This is a genomic window from Klebsiella sp. WP8-S18-ESBL-06, assembly GCF_014169755.1.
Taxonomy (GTDB): domain Bacteria; phylum Pseudomonadota; class Gammaproteobacteria; order Enterobacterales; family Enterobacteriaceae; genus Kluyvera; species Kluyvera ascorbata_B.
This window is the reverse complement of record NZ_AP022256.1, coordinates 2,241,954-2,257,961: the sequence shown is the minus strand read 5'-3', so window position 1 is coordinate 2,257,961 and position 16,008 is coordinate 2,241,954. Positions and strand designations below refer to the sequence as shown.

Here is a 16,008-nt window from a genome sequence, read left to right as displayed (position 1 = left end):
GCTTTTTTTGTTACAGGTCGAATGATGACTGACTATTTATTGCTCTTTATCGGTACAGTTCTGGTAAATAACTTCGTCCTGGTGAAGTTCCTTGGGCTGTGCCCGTTTATGGGCGTTTCCAAAAAACTGGAAACCGCAATGGGAATGGGGCTGGCGACAACCTTCGTCATGACGCTCGCCTCGATCTGCGCCTGGCTTATCGATACCTGGATTCTTATTCCGCTGGATTTAGTCTACCTGCGCACGCTGGCCTTTATTCTGGTCATCGCCGTGGTTGTCCAGTTCACCGAGATGGTCGTGCGGAAAACCAGCCCCGCGCTGTATCGCCTGCTGGGGATTTTCCTGCCGCTTATCACGACCAACTGCGCCGTGTTGGGCGTGGCGCTGTTGAATATCAACCTTGGCCACAACTTCCTGCAATCCGCGCTGTACGGTTTCTCCGCCGCCGTCGGTTTTTCGCTGGTGATGGTGCTGTTCGCATCGATTCGCGAACGTCTGGTGGTGTCCGACGTGCCGGCCCCGTTCCGCGGCAACGCCATTGCACTGATTACCGCAGGTTTAATGTCGTTGGCCTTTATGGGCTTTAGTGGGTTGGTGAAGTTGTAATGATAACCTTCTGGATTGCTGTCGCTGCGATCAGCCTGCTCGGGCTGATTTTTGGCGTCATTCTCGGGTACGCCTCGCGCCGTTTTGCCGTTGAAGACGACCCGGTCGTAGAAAAAATTGATGAACTGCTGCCGCAAAGCCAATGTGGGCAATGCGGTTATCCCGGCTGCCGCCCGTACGCCGAAGCGGTCAGTAACGGTGAAAAAATCAACTGCTGCGCCCCGGGAGGCGAAGCCGTCATGCTGAAAATCGCTACCCTGCTGAACGTAGACCCACAGCCGATTGACGGCGACGATGCGGCCCCCGAGCCGGCCCGCATGCTGGCAGTGATTGATGAAGATAACTGCATCGGCTGCACCAAATGCATCCAGGCCTGCCCGGTTGACGCCATTATTGGCGCCACCCGCGCCATGCATACGGTCGTGAGCGATCTGTGTACCGGCTGTAATCTGTGCGTGGCACCGTGCCCGACGCAGTGTATTACGCTGCGCCCGGTAGAGACGACCACCGAAAGCTGGAAATGGGACCTGCAAACGATCCCGGTACGAATTATTCCTGTGGAACACCATGCTTAAGCTATTCTCCGCCTTCAGAAAAGACAAAATCTGGGATTTCGACGGTGGCATTCACCCGCCCGAAATGAAAACGCAGTCTAACGGTACACCGCTGCGTCAGATTCCGCTCGCCCAGCGTTTTGTGATTCCTCTGAAGCAGCACATTGGCGCCGAAGGTGAACTGTGCGTGCAGCCCGGCGATCGCGTGCTGCGCGGCCAGCCGCTTACCCGCGGCTGGGGCCGTATGCTCCCCGTACACGCGCCGACCTCCGGGACGGTGGTGGCCATTGAGCCGCACGCCACCGCCCATCCGTCCGCCCTACCGGAAATGAGCGTCATCATTGATGCCGATGGTGAGGACCGCTGGATCGCCCGCGATGGCTGGAACGACTACAAAAACCGCAGCCGCGAAGTGTTGATTGAGCGTATTCATCAGTTTGGCGTCGCCGGCTTAGGCGGCGCGGGTTTCCCGACGGGTAACAAGCTGCGCGGCGGCGGTGACAAAATTGATACACTGATCATTAACGCCGCAGAATGCGAACCGTACATCACCGCAGACGATCGCCTGATGCAGGACTGCGCGGCGCAGATTGTTGAAGGTATTCAGATCCTGGCGCACATCCTGCAGCCGCAGCAGGTGCTGATTGGCATTGAGGACAATAAACCGCAGGCCATTTCGATGATGCGTGCGGTGCTGGCAGGCTGCCACGGTATCAGCCTGCGCGTCATCCCGACGAAATACCCGTCCGGCGGTGCGAAGCAGCTGACGCAGATTCTGACCGGTAAACAGGTGCCCCACGGTGGCCGCTCGTCGGATATTGGCGTACTGATGCAGAACGTGGGTACGGCCTACGCGGTCAAGCGTGCCATTATTGACGGCGAGCCGTTGACCGAACGCGTCGTCACCCTGACCGGTGAATCGATTAGCATGCCAGGCAACGTGTGGGCGCGTCTCGGCACGCCGGTGAAACATTTGCTTAGCCACGCGGGTTTCTGCCCCGTCAGCGATCAAATGGTGATTATGGGCGGCCCGCTGATGGGCTTTACCCTACCCTGGCTCGATGTGCCGGTGGTCAAAATCACCAACTGCCTGCTAGCGCCATCCCCGTCTGAAATGGGTGAACCGGAAGAAGAAAAGGGCTGCATTCGCTGTAGCGCCTGTGCCGACGCCTGCCCGGCCGACCTGCTGCCACAACAGCTTTACTGGTTCAGTAAAGGTCAACAGCACGATAAAGCAACGGCGCACAATCTGTCGGATTGTATCGAGTGCGGCGCCTGCGCCTGGGTGTGCCCAAGCAGCATTCCACTGGTGCAGTATTTCCGTCAGGAAAAAGCAGAAATTCACGCGATTCGCCAGGAAGAGCAGCGCGCTGCGGAAGCGAAAGCCCGTTTCGAAGCCCGCCAGCAGCGTCTCGAACGAGAGAAAATTGCTCGTGAAGAGCGTCATAAGAAAGCCGCCGTTCAGCCTGCCGCTAAAGATCAGGATGCTATCCACGCAGCCCTGGCGCGCGTGCGGGAAAAACAACAGCAGGCAACGCAGCCGATTATCATTCAGTCCGGTGCGCTACCGGACAACAGCGCCGTAGCCGCCGCGCGTGAAGCGCGTAAAGCACAGGCGCGCGCTGCCCAGGCGGAAAAACGCCTGAATGCGAGTGAAGCGTCAGATCCACGCAAGGCCGCCGTTGAGGCTGCTATTGCACGCACGAAAGCACGTAAAGCGCAGGACCCGCTGCCGGAAGCAGCATCGGCCGAAAGCGTCAACGACGCCGTCGACCCGCGCAAAGCCGCGGTTGAAGCCGCGATTGCCCGGGCCAAAGCGCGCAAAGCCGCCCAGCAGCCGGAAGCGGCGCCTGTTAAAACCGCCAGCGACGCCGTCGACCCGCGTAAAGCCGCGGTTGAAGCCGCGATTGCCCGAGCCAAAGCGCGCAAAGCCACCCAGCAGCCGGAAGCAGCGCCTGCCGAAACCGTCAGCGACACCGTCGACCCGCGTAAAGCCGCGGTTGAAGCGGCGATTGCCCGAGCCAAAGCGCGCAAAGCCACCCAGCAGCCGGAAGCGGCGCCAGCTGAAACCGTCAGCGACGCCGTCGACCCGCGCAAAGCCGCGGTTGAAGCCGCGATTGCCCGGGCCAAAGCGCGCAAAGCCGCACAACAGGACGTCAGCGAAGCTGCCGCCAATGACGACCCACGCAAAGCCGCCGTTGCCGCTGCTATTGCCCGTGTTCAAGCCCGGAAAGCCGCTCAGGCCGTTAACGAGGATTAAATGGTTTTCAAGATCGCGAGTTCCCCTTATACCCATAACCATCGCCAGACCTCTCGTATCATGATGCTGGTGATCGTCGCCGCACTGCCCGGCATTCTGGTGCAGAGCTGGTTTTTTGGTTGGGGAACCTTTATACAGCTCATCCTCGCAATCGTTGCTGCCTGCCTCGCCGAAGCGCTGGTACTGCGTCTGCGTAGGCAGAATATCGCCCGGACGCTAGCCGATAACTCGGCGTTGCTAACCGGCCTGCTGCTGGCCATCAGTATTCCCCCCTTCGCCCCGTGGTGGATGGTGGTGCTGGGGACCGTCTTTGCAGTGATCATCGCCAAGCAGCTGTACGGCGGGCTGGGTCAGAATCCGTTTAACCCGGCAATGATTGGCTACGTGGTGTTGCTGATCTCTTTCCCCGTACAGATGACATCCTGGCTGCCACCGCACGAGATTGCCGCCGTGACGCCGGGGTTTATGGATGCGCTGCAGGTGATTTTCACTGGCCATACGACGGCGGGTCAGGATATGAACGCGCTGAAGCTGGGCATTGACGGTATCAGTCAGGCCACGCCGCTCGACACCTTCAAAACCTCACTTCATGCCGGTCAGCCGGTCGAAACCGTTCTCAACGCCGCCATTTATCACGGTGCGCTGGCCGGTATTGGCTGGCAATGGGTGAATGTCGCTTATCTGGTCGGCGGCCTGTTCCTGCTCTGGCAGAAAGCGATTCGCTGGCATATTCCGGTCAGTTTCCTGGTCAGTCTGGCCTTCTGTTCAACGCTCGGGTGGCTGCTGCATCCGGAAAGCGTCGCCTCGCCGCAGATGCATCTGCTGTCAGGGGCAACCATGCTCGGTGCCTTCTTTATTCTGACTGATCCGGTAACGGCATCCACCACCAACCGCGGGCGCCTGATCTTTGGCGCGCTGGCGGGCCTGCTGGTATGGCTGATTCGCAGCTTCGGCGGCTACCCTGACGGCGTGGCCTTTGCCGTGCTGCTGGCCAATATCACCGTGCCGCTGATCGACTACTACACGCGCCCGCGCGTTTACGGACACCGCTGAGGATTGAGATGTTAAAAACCATGCGCAAACACGGTGTGACGCTGGCGCTGTTCGCGGCGGGCTCAACCGGGCTTACGGCGGCCATCAACCAGTTGACGAAGCACACCATTGACGATCAGGCTGAAAAGCAGCAAAACGCGCTGTTCCAGCAGGTGATCCCCGCCGACAGCTATAATAATTCACTGCTGAAAAGCTGCTTTGTGGTGAACGCTCCCGAGCTGGGTAAAGGTACGCACAAAGTTTACATCGCTCGCCTGGACGATAAACCGGTTGCCGCCGTGCTGGAAGCCACCGCGCCGGACGGTTACTCCGGGGCAATCCAGCTGTTGGTTGGTGCCGATTTTAACGGTACCGTTCTTGGGACCCGGGTAACCGAGCACCATGAAACACCCGGCCTCGGTGATAAAATCGAGCTACGCCTCTCCAACTGGATAACCTTCTTTGCTGGCAAAAAAATCGCGGGTGCAGATGACGGTCAGTGGGCGGTGAAAAAGGACGGTGGCCAGTTCGACCAGTTTACCGGCGCGACGATTACCCCACGCGCGGTGGTCAACGCAGTTAAACGCGCAGGGCTGTATGCTGAAACCCTACCGAATCAACTTTCACAACTGCAAGCCTGCGGAGAGTAAATCATGAGCGAGGTTAAAGAAGTTATCGTCCAGGGGCTCTGGAAGAACAACTCCGCATTGGTTCAGCTTTTAGGCATGTGTCCGCTGCTGGCGGTCACCTCAACCGCCACAAATGCGCTGGGTCTGGGTCTGGCGACCACGCTGGTGCTCACCCTGACCAACCTGGCTATCTCCAGCCTGCGTCGCTGGACGCCGGCGGAGATTCGTATTCCTATTTACGTCATGATCATTGCCTCAGTGGTCAGCGCCGTACAGATGCTGATTAACGCCTATGCGTTTGGCCTTTATCAGTCTCTGGGGATCTTTATTCCACTGATTGTGACCAACTGCATTGTCGTTGGCCGCGCCGAAGCCTTTGCGGCGAAGAAGGGCCCGGCGCTGTCGGCGCTCGATGGTTTCGCAATCGGCATGGGAGCTACCTGCACCATGTTTGTGCTGGGTTCTCTGCGCGAGCTGCTCGGCAACGGTACCTTATTCGACGGGGCCGATGGTCTGCTCGGCGGCTGGGCAAAAGCGCTGCGCATTGAAGTTTTCCATACCGACACCCCTTTCCTGCTGGCTATGCTGCCGCCGGGCGCGTTTATCGGCCTGGGCATGCTGCTGGCAATCAAATACCTGATTGATGAACGGACGAAACAACGACGCGCGCAGGCCGCTACGGCGGACGGCGCGAGCGTTGAAACGGCAGAGAAAGCCTGATGAACAAAGCCAAACGCCTGGAGATTTTAAGCCGCCTGCGGGACAACAACCCGCATCCGACCACTGAACTGAATTTTACCTCACCGTTTGAACTGCTGATTGCGGTTCTGCTGTCGGCACAGGCGACCGACGTCAGCGTCAACAAAGCCACGGCCAAGCTCTACCCGGTGGCCAACACACCGCAGGCAATGCTGGATCTCGGCGTTGACGGCGTGAAGCAATACATTAAAACCATCGGTCTGTTTAACAGCAAGGCAGAAAACGTCATCAAGACCTGTCGTATGCTGCTGGCGCTGCACGACGGTCAGGTACCGGAAGATCGCGCTGCGCTGGAAGCGCTGCCGGGCGTGGGCCGAAAAACGGCCAACGTGGTCCTCAACACCGCGTTTGGCTGGCCGACAATAGCCGTCGACACGCATATTTTCCGCGTCTGCAATCGGACAAACTTCGCACCGGGTAAAAACGTCGAACAGGTTGAAGAGAAACTGTTAAAGGTTGTCCCTGCCGAGTTCAAGGTTGACTGTCACCACTGGCTGATTCTGCATGGCCGCTACACCTGTATCGCCCGCAAGCCACGCTGTGGCTCCTGCATCATCGAAGATCTCTGTGAATACAAAGAGAAAACCGACCCGTAGCGCATTTTTGCGGCGTGGCAAGTCGATGGCACGCCGCCACCCTCTCGCGCCAACCGCAATTAACACCATATATTTATTCAGTATTTGGCATTTATATCGCTTATATAACGATTTTGCAGATTAAATACGTCATCACTAGCGAAAATTTCTATACAAACACTGACATGAACAGCCATGCAACATAATGTTGCATTTATGTTTCTTTACGTACAATCTGCCGTCATCATCACAATGCAACATTTGCAGCCAACAAAACGATCATCCAGCTTTTTTTCAGAATCCAGCCTATATCACTACTTCTAAGCGCGATCAGCAGAAGATATCGTTATATCCTACAGTTTTCCGCCCAATCCCAGAAGAAAAAACCATCTATTTTTAAACCGTGAAATTTAACGCTAAATAACATTTGCAAAGATGGTCGTTTGTGCCAGTCTTTTTATTTGTAACAGAGTATTGCAAAACCCTTGTTTGCAGGCGCAGGATAGTGAACATTACTTCCCGTTTCCCTCCAGAATAACTATAAGGCGGGTGCCAAAAAGAGCATCTCCGCCCAGTACACCCCCCATTAAGATGGGATGTAAATAAGAGGTATATGTGTCTACTGCAAACAATAAACCAACGGAAAGCGTTAGCTTAAACGCCTTCAAACAGCCTAAAGCGTTCTATCTCATTTTCTCCATCGAGTTATGGGAGCGTTTCGGCTTCTACGGCCTGCAAGGCATTATGGCCGTTTATCTGGTGAAACAGCTGGGTATGTCTGAAGCAGACTCCATTACGCTGTTCTCCTCCTTCAGTGCTCTGGTCTACGGTCTGGTTGCCATCGGCGGCTGGCTGGGCGACAAAGTACTGGGCACTAAGCGCGTTATTATGCTGGGGGCCGTGGTCCTCGCTATCGGCTACGCTTTAGTGGCGTGGTCAGGGCACGACGCCGGTATCGTCTATATGGGTATGGCGGCTATCGCTGTGGGTAACGGCCTGTTCAAAGCCAACCCGTCCTCTCTGCTGTCTACCTGCTATGCCAAAGACGACCCGCGTCTGGACGGTGCATTCACCATGTACTACATGTCCGTCAACATCGGTTCGTTCTTCTCTATGCTGGCAACCCCGTGGCTGGCGGCCAAATACGGCTGGAGCACCGCATTCGCACTGAGCGTTGTGGGTATGCTGATCACCGTAGTGAACTTCGCCTTCTGCCAGCGCTGGGTGAAACAGTACGGTTCTAAACCTGACTTCGAGCCGGTTAACTTCCGTAACCTGCTGCTGACCATCGTAGGCGTGGTTATTCTGGTTGCCGTTGCCACCTGGCTGCTGCACAACCAGGGCATCGCACGTATGGTTCTGGGCGTGATCGCGCTGGGCATCGTGATTATCTTTGGTAAAGAAACTTTCGCGATGTCCGGTGCGCCGCGTCGTAAAATGATTGTGGCCTTTATCCTGATGCTCGAAGCCATCATCTTCTTCGTGCTGTACAGCCAGATGCCGACATCGCTGAACTTCTTCGCGATTCGTAACGTTGAGCACACCATTCTGGGCATCGCGTTCGAGCCGGAACAGTATCAGGCGCTGAACCCGTTCTGGATTATTATCGGTAGCCCGATTCTGGCCGCTATCTATAACAAAATGGGTGATACCCTGCCGATGCCAACCAAGTTTGCCATAGGTATGGTGTTGTGTTCCGGTGCGTTCCTGATTCTGCCGCTGGGGGCAAAATTCGCCTCTGACGCTGGTATCGTCTCCGTGAACTGGCTGATCATCAGCTACGGCCTGCAGAGCATCGGTGAACTGATGATCTCCGGTCTGGGCCTGGCGATGGTGGCACAGCTGGTACCGCAACGTCTGATGGGCTTCATCATGGGTAGCTGGTTCCTGACCACTGCCGGCGCAAACATCATTGGCGGCTATGTCGCTGGCATGATGGCAGTACCGGAAAATGTGACCGATCCGCTGATGTCGCTGGAAGTATACGGCCGCGTGTTCCTGCAGATTGGCGTCGCGACTGCCGTGATTGCCGTACTGATGCTGCTGACCGCACCTAAGCTGAACCGCATGACTCAGGACGACTCAAAAGCAACTGCTGAAGGTAAAGTCGCTTCCGCCTAACGTCATCGGGAAACGAATAATTTTGGGCCGCTAACTGCTGTTAGCGGCTTTTTTTTTCTTACCGCAAGCACTAACATACCTTCATATCTATTGGTGCCCTTCTGCCAGTAGAGAACAAAAATAATCATAGTCTGAAGGAGTTACCCATGAAATTGTTCTATAAACCCGGCGCCTGTTCCCTCGCATCGCACATTACGCTTCGGGAGAGCGGAAAGGACTTTACGCTGATTGGCGTCGATCTGATGCACAAACGTATGGAAAACGGTGACGATTTCCTGGCGGTCAACCCGAAAGGCCAGGTTCCGGCGCTGCTGCTGGACGATAACACTCTGCTGACCGAAGGCGTGGCGATCATGCAGTACCTCGCCGATAGCGTAGCCGACCGCCAGCTGCTGGCACCGGTTGGCACCATCAACCGCTACAAAACGCTGGAGTGGATGAACTTCATCGCCACCGAGCTGCACAAAGGCTTTACTCCGCTGTTCCGTCCAGACACTCCGGAAGACTACAAACCAACGGTACGTGCGCTGCTGGATAAAAAACTGGCCTACATCGATGAGTCTCTGGCTGGCGCACAGTGGATCAGCGGCGCTCGCTTCACGATTGCCGATGCCTACCTGTTTACCGTGCTGCGCTGGGCGTTTGCTGTGAAGATGGATATGGCGGGATACAAAAATATTGCCGACTATATGGCGCGCGTTGCAGCGCGTCCGGCAGTCGCGGCGGCACTGGCCGCAGAAGGTCTGAAGTAATATCCCACGCCGGCTCGATAAGAGAGCCGGCGCTTTTACGCCGCAATCCGGCGCTGCCGACTACAGCTGAGTGGCGCTAAAGTGGCAGGTTGGTTTAGCAATACCATCCTGCGCGGCAACAACCTGCAGTTCGTACTCGCCCATCTCTTTCGTTGTAACCATGATTTCGTACACCGCTGCGGTGACATGCTCCAGCGCATCCTGCAACGAAGCCCCCTGTAGCAGTTTGACCAGCAGCAGCCCGCTGGTCACATCACCAACACCCACCGGGTGGCGTGCGCCAAAATCAATCAGCGGACGGCTGATGTGCCAGGCTTCATCAGCGGTGACCAGCAGCATTTCGAAACGGTCCGCGCTGTAGCCCGCACGCGCCAGATGTTTCACCAGCACAATTTGCGGCCCCAGGGAGATAAGCTCGCGCGCCGCCTGCACGGCGCCGTTAACGTCCTGCACATCATGACCGCAGAGGATCTCCAGCTCAATCAGGTTCGGGGCGATGATGTCGCTTGCCGGCAGCGCATAACGCTTGTGGAATTCCGCCACGCCCGGCGCAACGATACACCCTTTTTCCGGATGCCCCATCACCGGATCGCAAAAGTATTTTGCCTGCGGATTGGCCGCTTTCACCTGACGTACGACGCCAAGAATATGTTCACCCTGCTCTGCGGACCCGAGATAGCCGCTCAGCACGGCGTCACAGCGTTTCAACTGATCGATAGCCGCAATACCCTGCACTATCTCCGTAAGGTGCGCAGGCGGCATCACGCAGCCCGTCCATTGGCCATACTGCGTATGGTTGGAGAACTGCACCGTATTTAGCGGCCAGACGTTCGCGCCAAGACGGCGCATAGGAAATTCGGCGGCGCTGTTGCCCGCATGCCCGAAAACAACGTGGGATTGAATGGCGAGAATGTTGTTCATTAGTTCTACTCAGACGACAAAAAAGAAGGGGGCGTAGTTTCCCACGCCCCCCTGTTTCTAAAGATTACTTCCAGCAGATCAAACAGTAATTTTTCTTACCGCGGCGTAACAACGTGTAGCGCCCGAACAGAATATCGCTGTCTTTGAAGAAGTATTCCGGGTCAGCCTGTTTTTCACCGTTGATGGTGACCGCGTTTGACGCGATGGTTTTGCGCGCCTGCCCACGAGACGGCTGCAGTTCGGAATCGACCAGCGCCTGCATCAGGTCTGCGCCTTTATCCATCTCAACCATCGGCACGCCGTCCTGAGCCAACTGCTCAAAGTCAGCTTCGCTCAGCGCGCTCAGGGAGCCGCTGAACAGGCTGTCGGTGATGCGCTTCGCCGCCACCAGCCCTTCTTCGCCGTGCACCAGACGGGTGACCTGTTCGGCCAGTACGTACTGCGCGCGCGGTGCTTTGCCGCTGTTTTTGTCTTCTTCTTCCAGCGCATTGATCTCTTCAATGTCCATGAAGGTGAAGAACTTCAGGAAGCGGTATACGTCGGCATCCGCGGTGTTAATCCAGAACTGGTAGAATTTGTACGGGCTGGTTTTCTTCGGATCCAGCCATACCGCGCCACCTTCAGTTTTACCAAATTTGGTGCCGTCCGCTTTGGTAATCAGCGGAACGGTCAGACCGAACACCTGGTTCTGGTGCAGGCGACGAGTCAGGTCGATACCGGAGGTGATGTTACCCCACTGGTCAGAGCCGCCGATCTGCAGCGCAACGCCGTGCAGTTTGTTCAGGCAGGCAAAGTCATAGCCCTGCAGCAGGTTGTAGGAGAACTCGGTAAAGGAAATCCCCTGATCGTCACGGTTCAGACGCTGTTTCACCGCTTCTTTGTTAATCATCTGGTTAACAGAGAAGTGTTTGCCGATATCGCGCAGGAAGGTCAGCACGTTCATGCTGCCGAACCAGTCGTAGTTGTTCGCTGCAATGGCGGAGTTATCGCCGCAGTCAAAGTCCAGGAACGGCGCAACCTGCTTACGGATTTTGGCCACCCAATCCTGAACGGTATCTTCGGTGTTCAGCTTACGTTCAGCGGCTTTAAAGCTCGGGTCGCCAATCAGACCGGTCGCGCCGCCAACCAACGCCACAGGCTTATGGCCTGCCTGCTGGAAGCGTTTCAGGCATAACAATGGAACAAGATGCCCCAAATGCAAGCTGTCAGCGGTAGGATCGAAGCCGCAATAGAGCGCGATCGGGCCTTGCGCCAGTCGCTCTGCTAACGCTACCTCGTCCGTTACCTGGGCAACTAGCCCCCGCTCTTGCAGTTGTTTAATCAAGTTACTGCTTGCCATCAAATTCTCCATCTCTTTACGACTGCACCTTTGCCGGTACACGACTTTTCGCCAGACGCGAAAGCTCTATAGAATAAAGCGCTGACGCCCTCAGCGCTAGCGCTTAAAACAACAAATTTCGGGGATTACGGCGCCAGCCGGTCGATTTTCCAGGCACCGTCTTCGCGCTGGTATAAAAAACGATCGTGCAGACGATGTTCACCGCCCTGCCAGAACTCCATCTGTTCAACAGAGACGCGGAAACCACCCCAGAAACTCGGCAGCGGTACTTCACCCTGCTGGAATTTCTGCTTCAGCTCCATAAATTTGCTTTCGAGAATACCGCGCGCGGAGATGCGGCTGGACTGTTTTGACACCCAGGCACCTATCTGGCTATCGCGCGGTCGGCTATGGAAATATTTGACCACTTCCAGCGTCGATAAACGCTCGGCCTTGCCAATAACCATCACCTGACGATCCAGCATATGCCACGGGAACAGCAGGCTGATACGCGGATTTTGCTCGAGTTGATGCGCTTTGCGGCTGCCCAGGTTGGTGTAAAAGACCAGCCCTTTCTCGTCATAATGCTTCAGTAGAACAATACGCTGGTACGGCTGGCCGTTTTCATCGACAGTTGCCACTACCATCGCCGTCGGATCGGCCAGTTTTGCTTCACAGGCCTGAGAAAGCCAGCGTTCAAAAAGCGGGAGCGGTTCAGCGGGAAGGTCGTGGCGACGCAGGCCGCCACGGGTGTACTCTCGGCGCAGATGCGCAATTTGCTGCAGATCGTCGTTGTCAGACATGGCGTTGAAACCCGTAATCATTCGGTGGCGTTATTGTGCGCCGCCCGCCTGAAAATCTCAACGCTTAGGATTTTGTAACTGACAGTTATTCAACACGATACGGTCACGTTTGTAGACGGTCGCCTCATTGCCTTTCGACCAGAAAACGTAGATACCGTCGGTGTAACGCGCTCCGGAAGCGGAAACGCCCTGCGCAAGGGTCTGCTGTTGATTATCATAGATAAAGCTCACCTGCTGGCGCGAGTTGTTGAGATGCACCGTCAGCGGTTTTTCATCACACTGATACTCCAGCGTGTCGGTTTGCATCCGCTCCATAAACTGGTTATAGGCGCTACAGCCTGCGAGCATAAAAGGGAGAGCAACGATAAGAAGTTTTTTCATTTTTCCGGGCCTTTCGACATTCCTGGTCAAGGAGTGATTTTCACACTCCCGTTTTGCTTAAGTCTACCGGCCCAGTGTAAAAGATGATGTCAGTTAACTCTTATTATTCTGTGGGTTCGCGGGGAAAATGGCCCCCAGCACGCTTGCCTGTGACGCGCCGGTCACCGACGGCAGGTTGCCCGGTAACCCGGCAACGGTACGCCACGCCAGCCATGCAAAGGCCAACGCTTCCATATCATCACCGCTGATGCCGTATTCGTCGGTGGTCGCCACCTCGGTTCCGGCAAGCAGCCCGGCAAGGCGCGCCATAACCAGCGGGTTGCGGCTGCCCCCGCCGCACACCAGCAGACGCTCGCATCCACCGCTCAGCAGCACCTGCTCGCTGATGGTCACCGCCGTCAGCTCGGTCAGGGTCGCCTGGACGTCCTGGGCGCGCAGCCCCGGATAGCGTGCGAGGAACTGTGCCAGCCAGCCGTAGTTGAAGTACTCACGGCCGGTGCTTTTCGGCGCGGGTGCGGCGAAGTAAGGATCGCTCAGCATATCCTGCAACAGCGGCAGAATAACCCGACCTTCGTTCGCCCATTCGGCGTCTTTATCATACGGTTTGCCCAGGCTGCGCCAGATCCAGGCATCCATCAGCATATTGCCTGGACCGGTATCATAGCCGCGTACCGGCTGGCCGGGTATCAGCAGCGAAAGATTAGCAATGCCGCCAATATTCAGGATCATGCGGCGCTCGCTGGGGTCTGCCAGCAACGCCTGGTGAAAAGCCGGAACCAGCGGCGCGCCCTGCCCGCCAAGCGCCATATCGCGACGGCGGAAATCCCCCACCACGCTCACGCCGGTGCGGGCGGCAATAATATTGTTGTCGCCAATCTGTAGGGTATGGGGCGCATCGCCGGTCGGTTCATGCCAGACGGTTTGCCCGTGGCAGCCGATGGCCACAATATCCTGGGCGGCCAGTTTTTCCTGAGCCATCAGCGCCATAATGGCGTCTGCAAACAGATGCCCCAGTCGGTTATCCAACTGGCCCAGTTGAGAGAGCGTGAGCGGCTGCCCCTGGCAAACGGCCAGTACTGCTTCTTTCAGTGCGATGGGGATGGGCCAGGAAAGGCTCGCCAGCTGCGCCACGCTATGTTGATCAATAACCGCCAGCACCACATCCACGCCATCAAGGCTGGTTCCTGACATGACGCCAATATATCGCCCGGATTTCATACGCCGTCCTTAGTCAGCTCTGTAAAGTTAACACTCCAGCATAAAGCCGTACGTAATGCTATTAACCAATAATATTTTTTAACAATATACGTCCGCCCCACCGCTGTTTTTAGCGCTGCGCCACAGTTTTTCTTGCGTTTAGCGTTGGTTAAGTCAGGATGGCTTATTATCGTGAATAATGAATGCGGAAGATATGACCGCTCCGATCAAATGCCATATAATTGTTTAGTACGGATGCTCAAGAGAGCAATTCTTAGTGAACTGGAGATTCATAAATGATGTTACGCGTATTGGCTGTTTCAATGATTGGTTTATCCCTGGCCGGATGTGCCAACAACAGCGGTTTGTCAGGCGATGTTTACTCAGCATCCGAAGCAAAACAGGTTCAGAACGTGACCTACGGTACCATTGTACACGTGCGTCCGGTTCAGATTCAGGGTGGCGATGATAGCAACGTCATCGGCGCTATCGGCGGTGCAGTACTGGGTGGTTTCCTGGGCAACACCGTCGGCGGCGGTACCGGTCGTTCGCTGGCTACCGCAGCGGGTGCCGTTGCCGGCGGCGTAGCGGGCCAGAGCGTCCAGGGCGCGATGAACAAAACCCAGGGCGTCGAGCTGGAAATTCGTAAAGATGACGGCAACACCATCATGGTGGTGCAGAAACAGGGCGACACCCGTTTCTCAGCGGGTCAGCGCGTCGTGATGGCCAGCAACGGCCGCCAGGTAACCGTTTCTCCGCGTTAATGTTCTTCGGGTGCGTGCCTATCGCGCGCACCTGCTTTCATAATACTTACCGCTAACTTCCCTTCTATTAATTCATACTACAAATATACAAAGTCTATTCAGGCAATCTATTATTTGCGCACGGACAATATTTCTTTACAGCCAATCCATTAAAATTGAGCCCAATCCGGGCAGGACGCCCGAAGGTTTGCAGCGCTTAGCGTATACAGGACTCATCTATGCTTTTAAAATTCCCACTGCAACGCTTCTTGATTTATATCACGATATGCCTGATTGGTATTCTGTTACTCAATCATTTTTCTACTATTTTTATTCGCCACGTTCCCTCGATTGCGCCTATTCTTTTTCCCACGCTGACGATGTTTCTGATGGTCTTCCACACGATGATCGCGGTATTCATGGTGATGAAGTACCTGTGCGACAGGCAGCGTCTTTATTTGATGGCGATTGCCTGTGCCTTTGCCAGCTCAGCCATATTGATGATGGGGACGCTGAGCAGCTACCCGATGTGGTTCTTGTGCGGTGCCGCAAGCGAGGTGAACTATAACGATACGCTCATATTTTATTTATTCCGCAATATTATTATGACCGTATTGTTTATTGCTTCGGTGGGCCTATATGCCATCAAATCTCGCGATATGCACAGTACCAGAAATCATATTTTTATATTATGCGGCATCTTCGGGTTCGCCATTATTATGCTGATATTATCGTGGCTGTATTCCAGCCATAATCCAGCGTTAAGCGTACATCTGGTCGATAATGCCACATATCAATATAGCGAAACGTGGAACGATATTATGAACTGGGCATTGGTCATAATATGGTTGGTCACGCTATTTACGCTGATATTTATCACTCGCCTGAACAATATATTCTGGTATAGCGGTGCTTTCTTCTGCGCCTGCTATATCTTCACCCTACTGGTGCTGATGTCCGGTCAGGACACCGCCAGCTACAGCTGGTATCAGGCACGACTGTTTGAAACTATTTCAACAATGTTCCTGATCTTCGTTCTGTTTTGCGATGTGTTCACGCTGTACCGCCAGTCAAACACGAAATACCTGAACTCGTACCAAAACTGTGGGGAGGTGATCGTTTCTGCACTGTGAAGAATCTAGGGGAGAATGCCGGGAAGGCCGATGAATAGAGGGATTGCGTGGATTCTGTGATTTTGCACTGCAAAAAATAAAATGAGAAAAAATAGCTATTTTTGCGTTTAATTCTGCACTCGAATGAAAGGCTTTAGATCCTTTTTAAAGACCGTTTAAGCATTTTTCGATGCCAAGCACTATACCCTATAGTAGGTTGGTATGTAAGAAGTTGGCTTCAAAAT

16 protein-coding genes are annotated in these 16,008 nt (G+C 55.2%); 11 read left to right on the top strand and 5 right to left on the bottom strand.

Annotation, left to right across the window (positions count from 1 at the left end; genetic code table 11):
- Positions 1–24: 24 nt before the first annotated feature.
- The 9 genes from rsxA (at position 25) to gstA (ending at position 9,288) form a co-directional block, all read left to right on the top strand.
- Complete coding sequence (gene rsxA, locus H7R76_RS10770) at positions 25–606, top strand: electron transport complex subunit RsxA (protein ID WP_064545680.1); 582 nt, start codon at positions 25–27, stop codon at positions 604–606.
- A complete protein-coding gene (gene rsxB / locus H7R76_RS10765) occupies positions 606–1,181 on the top strand; it encodes an electron transport complex subunit RsxB (protein ID WP_182930499.1) in 576 nt (191 codons plus the stop codon). The genes rsxA and rsxB overlap by 1 nt, the downstream gene beginning before the upstream one ends.
- Entirely contained in the window at positions 1,174–3,420 is a 2,247-nt protein-coding gene (gene rsxC, locus H7R76_RS10760; RefSeq protein ID WP_182967717.1) for an electron transport complex subunit RsxC, read from the top strand. The genes rsxB and rsxC overlap by 8 nt, the downstream gene beginning before the upstream one ends.
- Positions 3,421–4,473, top strand: coding sequence for an electron transport complex subunit RsxD (rsxD, locus tag H7R76_RS10755; protein WP_182967715.1), 1,053 nt, complete (start codon positions 3,421–3,423; stop codon positions 4,471–4,473).
- Positions 4,474–4,481: 8 nt separating this feature from the next.
- On the top strand, positions 4,482–5,102 hold the full coding sequence (gene rsxG / locus H7R76_RS10750) for an electron transport complex subunit RsxG (RefSeq protein ID WP_106926811.1): 621 nt from the start codon (positions 4,482–4,484) through the stop codon (positions 5,100–5,102).
- 3 nt (positions 5,103–5,105) lie between these two features.
- Positions 5,106–5,801, top strand: a complete 696-nt coding sequence (locus tag H7R76_RS10745; RefSeq protein ID WP_182967713.1) for an electron transport complex subunit E — start codon at positions 5,106–5,108, stop codon at positions 5,799–5,801.
- Entirely contained in the window at positions 5,801–6,436 is a 636-nt protein-coding gene (gene nth / locus H7R76_RS10740) for an endonuclease III (RefSeq protein ID WP_106926807.1), read from the top strand. Before H7R76_RS10745 ends, nth begins: the two co-directional genes overlap by 1 nt.
- Before the next feature lie 594 nt (positions 6,437–7,030).
- The gene (dtpA, locus tag H7R76_RS10735) at positions 7,031–8,536 is read left to right on the top strand and encodes a dipeptide/tripeptide permease DtpA (RefSeq protein WP_106926804.1); all 1,506 of its coding nucleotides are present in this window, start codon (positions 7,031–7,033) and stop codon (positions 8,534–8,536) included.
- 146 nt (positions 8,537–8,682) lie between these two features.
- Positions 8,683–9,288 (top strand): glutathione transferase GstA, encoded by a 606-nt coding sequence (gstA, locus tag H7R76_RS10730; RefSeq protein ID WP_106926802.1) that lies wholly within the window; start codon positions 8,683–8,685, stop codon positions 9,286–9,288.
- Positions 9,289–9,348: 60 nt separating this feature from the next.
- Here gstA and pdxY read toward each other — a convergent pair whose 3' ends face one another.
- From pdxY to anmK, 5 genes are all read right to left on the bottom strand, one after another.
- The gene (gene pdxY, locus H7R76_RS10725) at positions 9,349–10,209 is read right to left on the bottom strand and encodes a pyridoxal kinase PdxY (RefSeq protein WP_106926800.1); all 861 of its coding nucleotides are present in this window, start codon (positions 10,207–10,209) and stop codon (positions 9,349–9,351) included.
- Between the two features lie 64 nt (positions 10,210–10,273).
- The gene (gene tyrS / locus H7R76_RS10720) at positions 10,274–11,548 is read right to left on the bottom strand and encodes a tyrosine--tRNA ligase (RefSeq protein ID WP_106926798.1); all 1,275 of its coding nucleotides are present in this window, start codon (positions 11,546–11,548) and stop codon (positions 10,274–10,276) included.
- Between the two features lie 125 nt (positions 11,549–11,673).
- Complete coding sequence (pdxH, locus tag H7R76_RS10715) at positions 11,674–12,330, bottom strand: pyridoxamine 5'-phosphate oxidase (protein ID WP_106927049.1); 657 nt, start codon at positions 12,328–12,330, stop codon at positions 11,674–11,676.
- Between the two features lie 57 nt (positions 12,331–12,387).
- On the bottom strand, positions 12,388–12,711 hold the full coding sequence (gene mliC / locus H7R76_RS10710) for a C-type lysozyme inhibitor (RefSeq protein WP_106926796.1): 324 nt from the start codon (positions 12,709–12,711) through the stop codon (positions 12,388–12,390).
- Positions 12,712–12,804: 93 nt separating this feature from the next.
- Entirely contained in the window at positions 12,805–13,929 is a 1,125-nt protein-coding gene (anmK, locus tag H7R76_RS10705) for an anhydro-N-acetylmuramic acid kinase (RefSeq protein WP_182930492.1), read from the bottom strand.
- Positions 13,930–14,204: 275 nt separating this feature from the next.
- On the opposite strand from anmK, the gene slyB reads away from it, so the two are divergent.
- Together slyB and H7R76_RS10695 are read left to right on the top strand one after the other, a co-directional pair.
- Positions 14,205–14,672, top strand: a complete 468-nt coding sequence (gene slyB, locus H7R76_RS10700; protein WP_106926792.1) for an outer membrane lipoprotein SlyB — start codon at positions 14,205–14,207, stop codon at positions 14,670–14,672.
- Between the two features lie 218 nt (positions 14,673–14,890).
- The gene (locus tag H7R76_RS10695) at positions 14,891–15,784 is read left to right on the top strand and encodes a membrane-associated sensor domain-containing protein (RefSeq protein ID WP_182967711.1); all 894 of its coding nucleotides are present in this window, start codon (positions 14,891–14,893) and stop codon (positions 15,782–15,784) included.
- Positions 15,785–16,008: the final 224 nt, after the last annotated feature.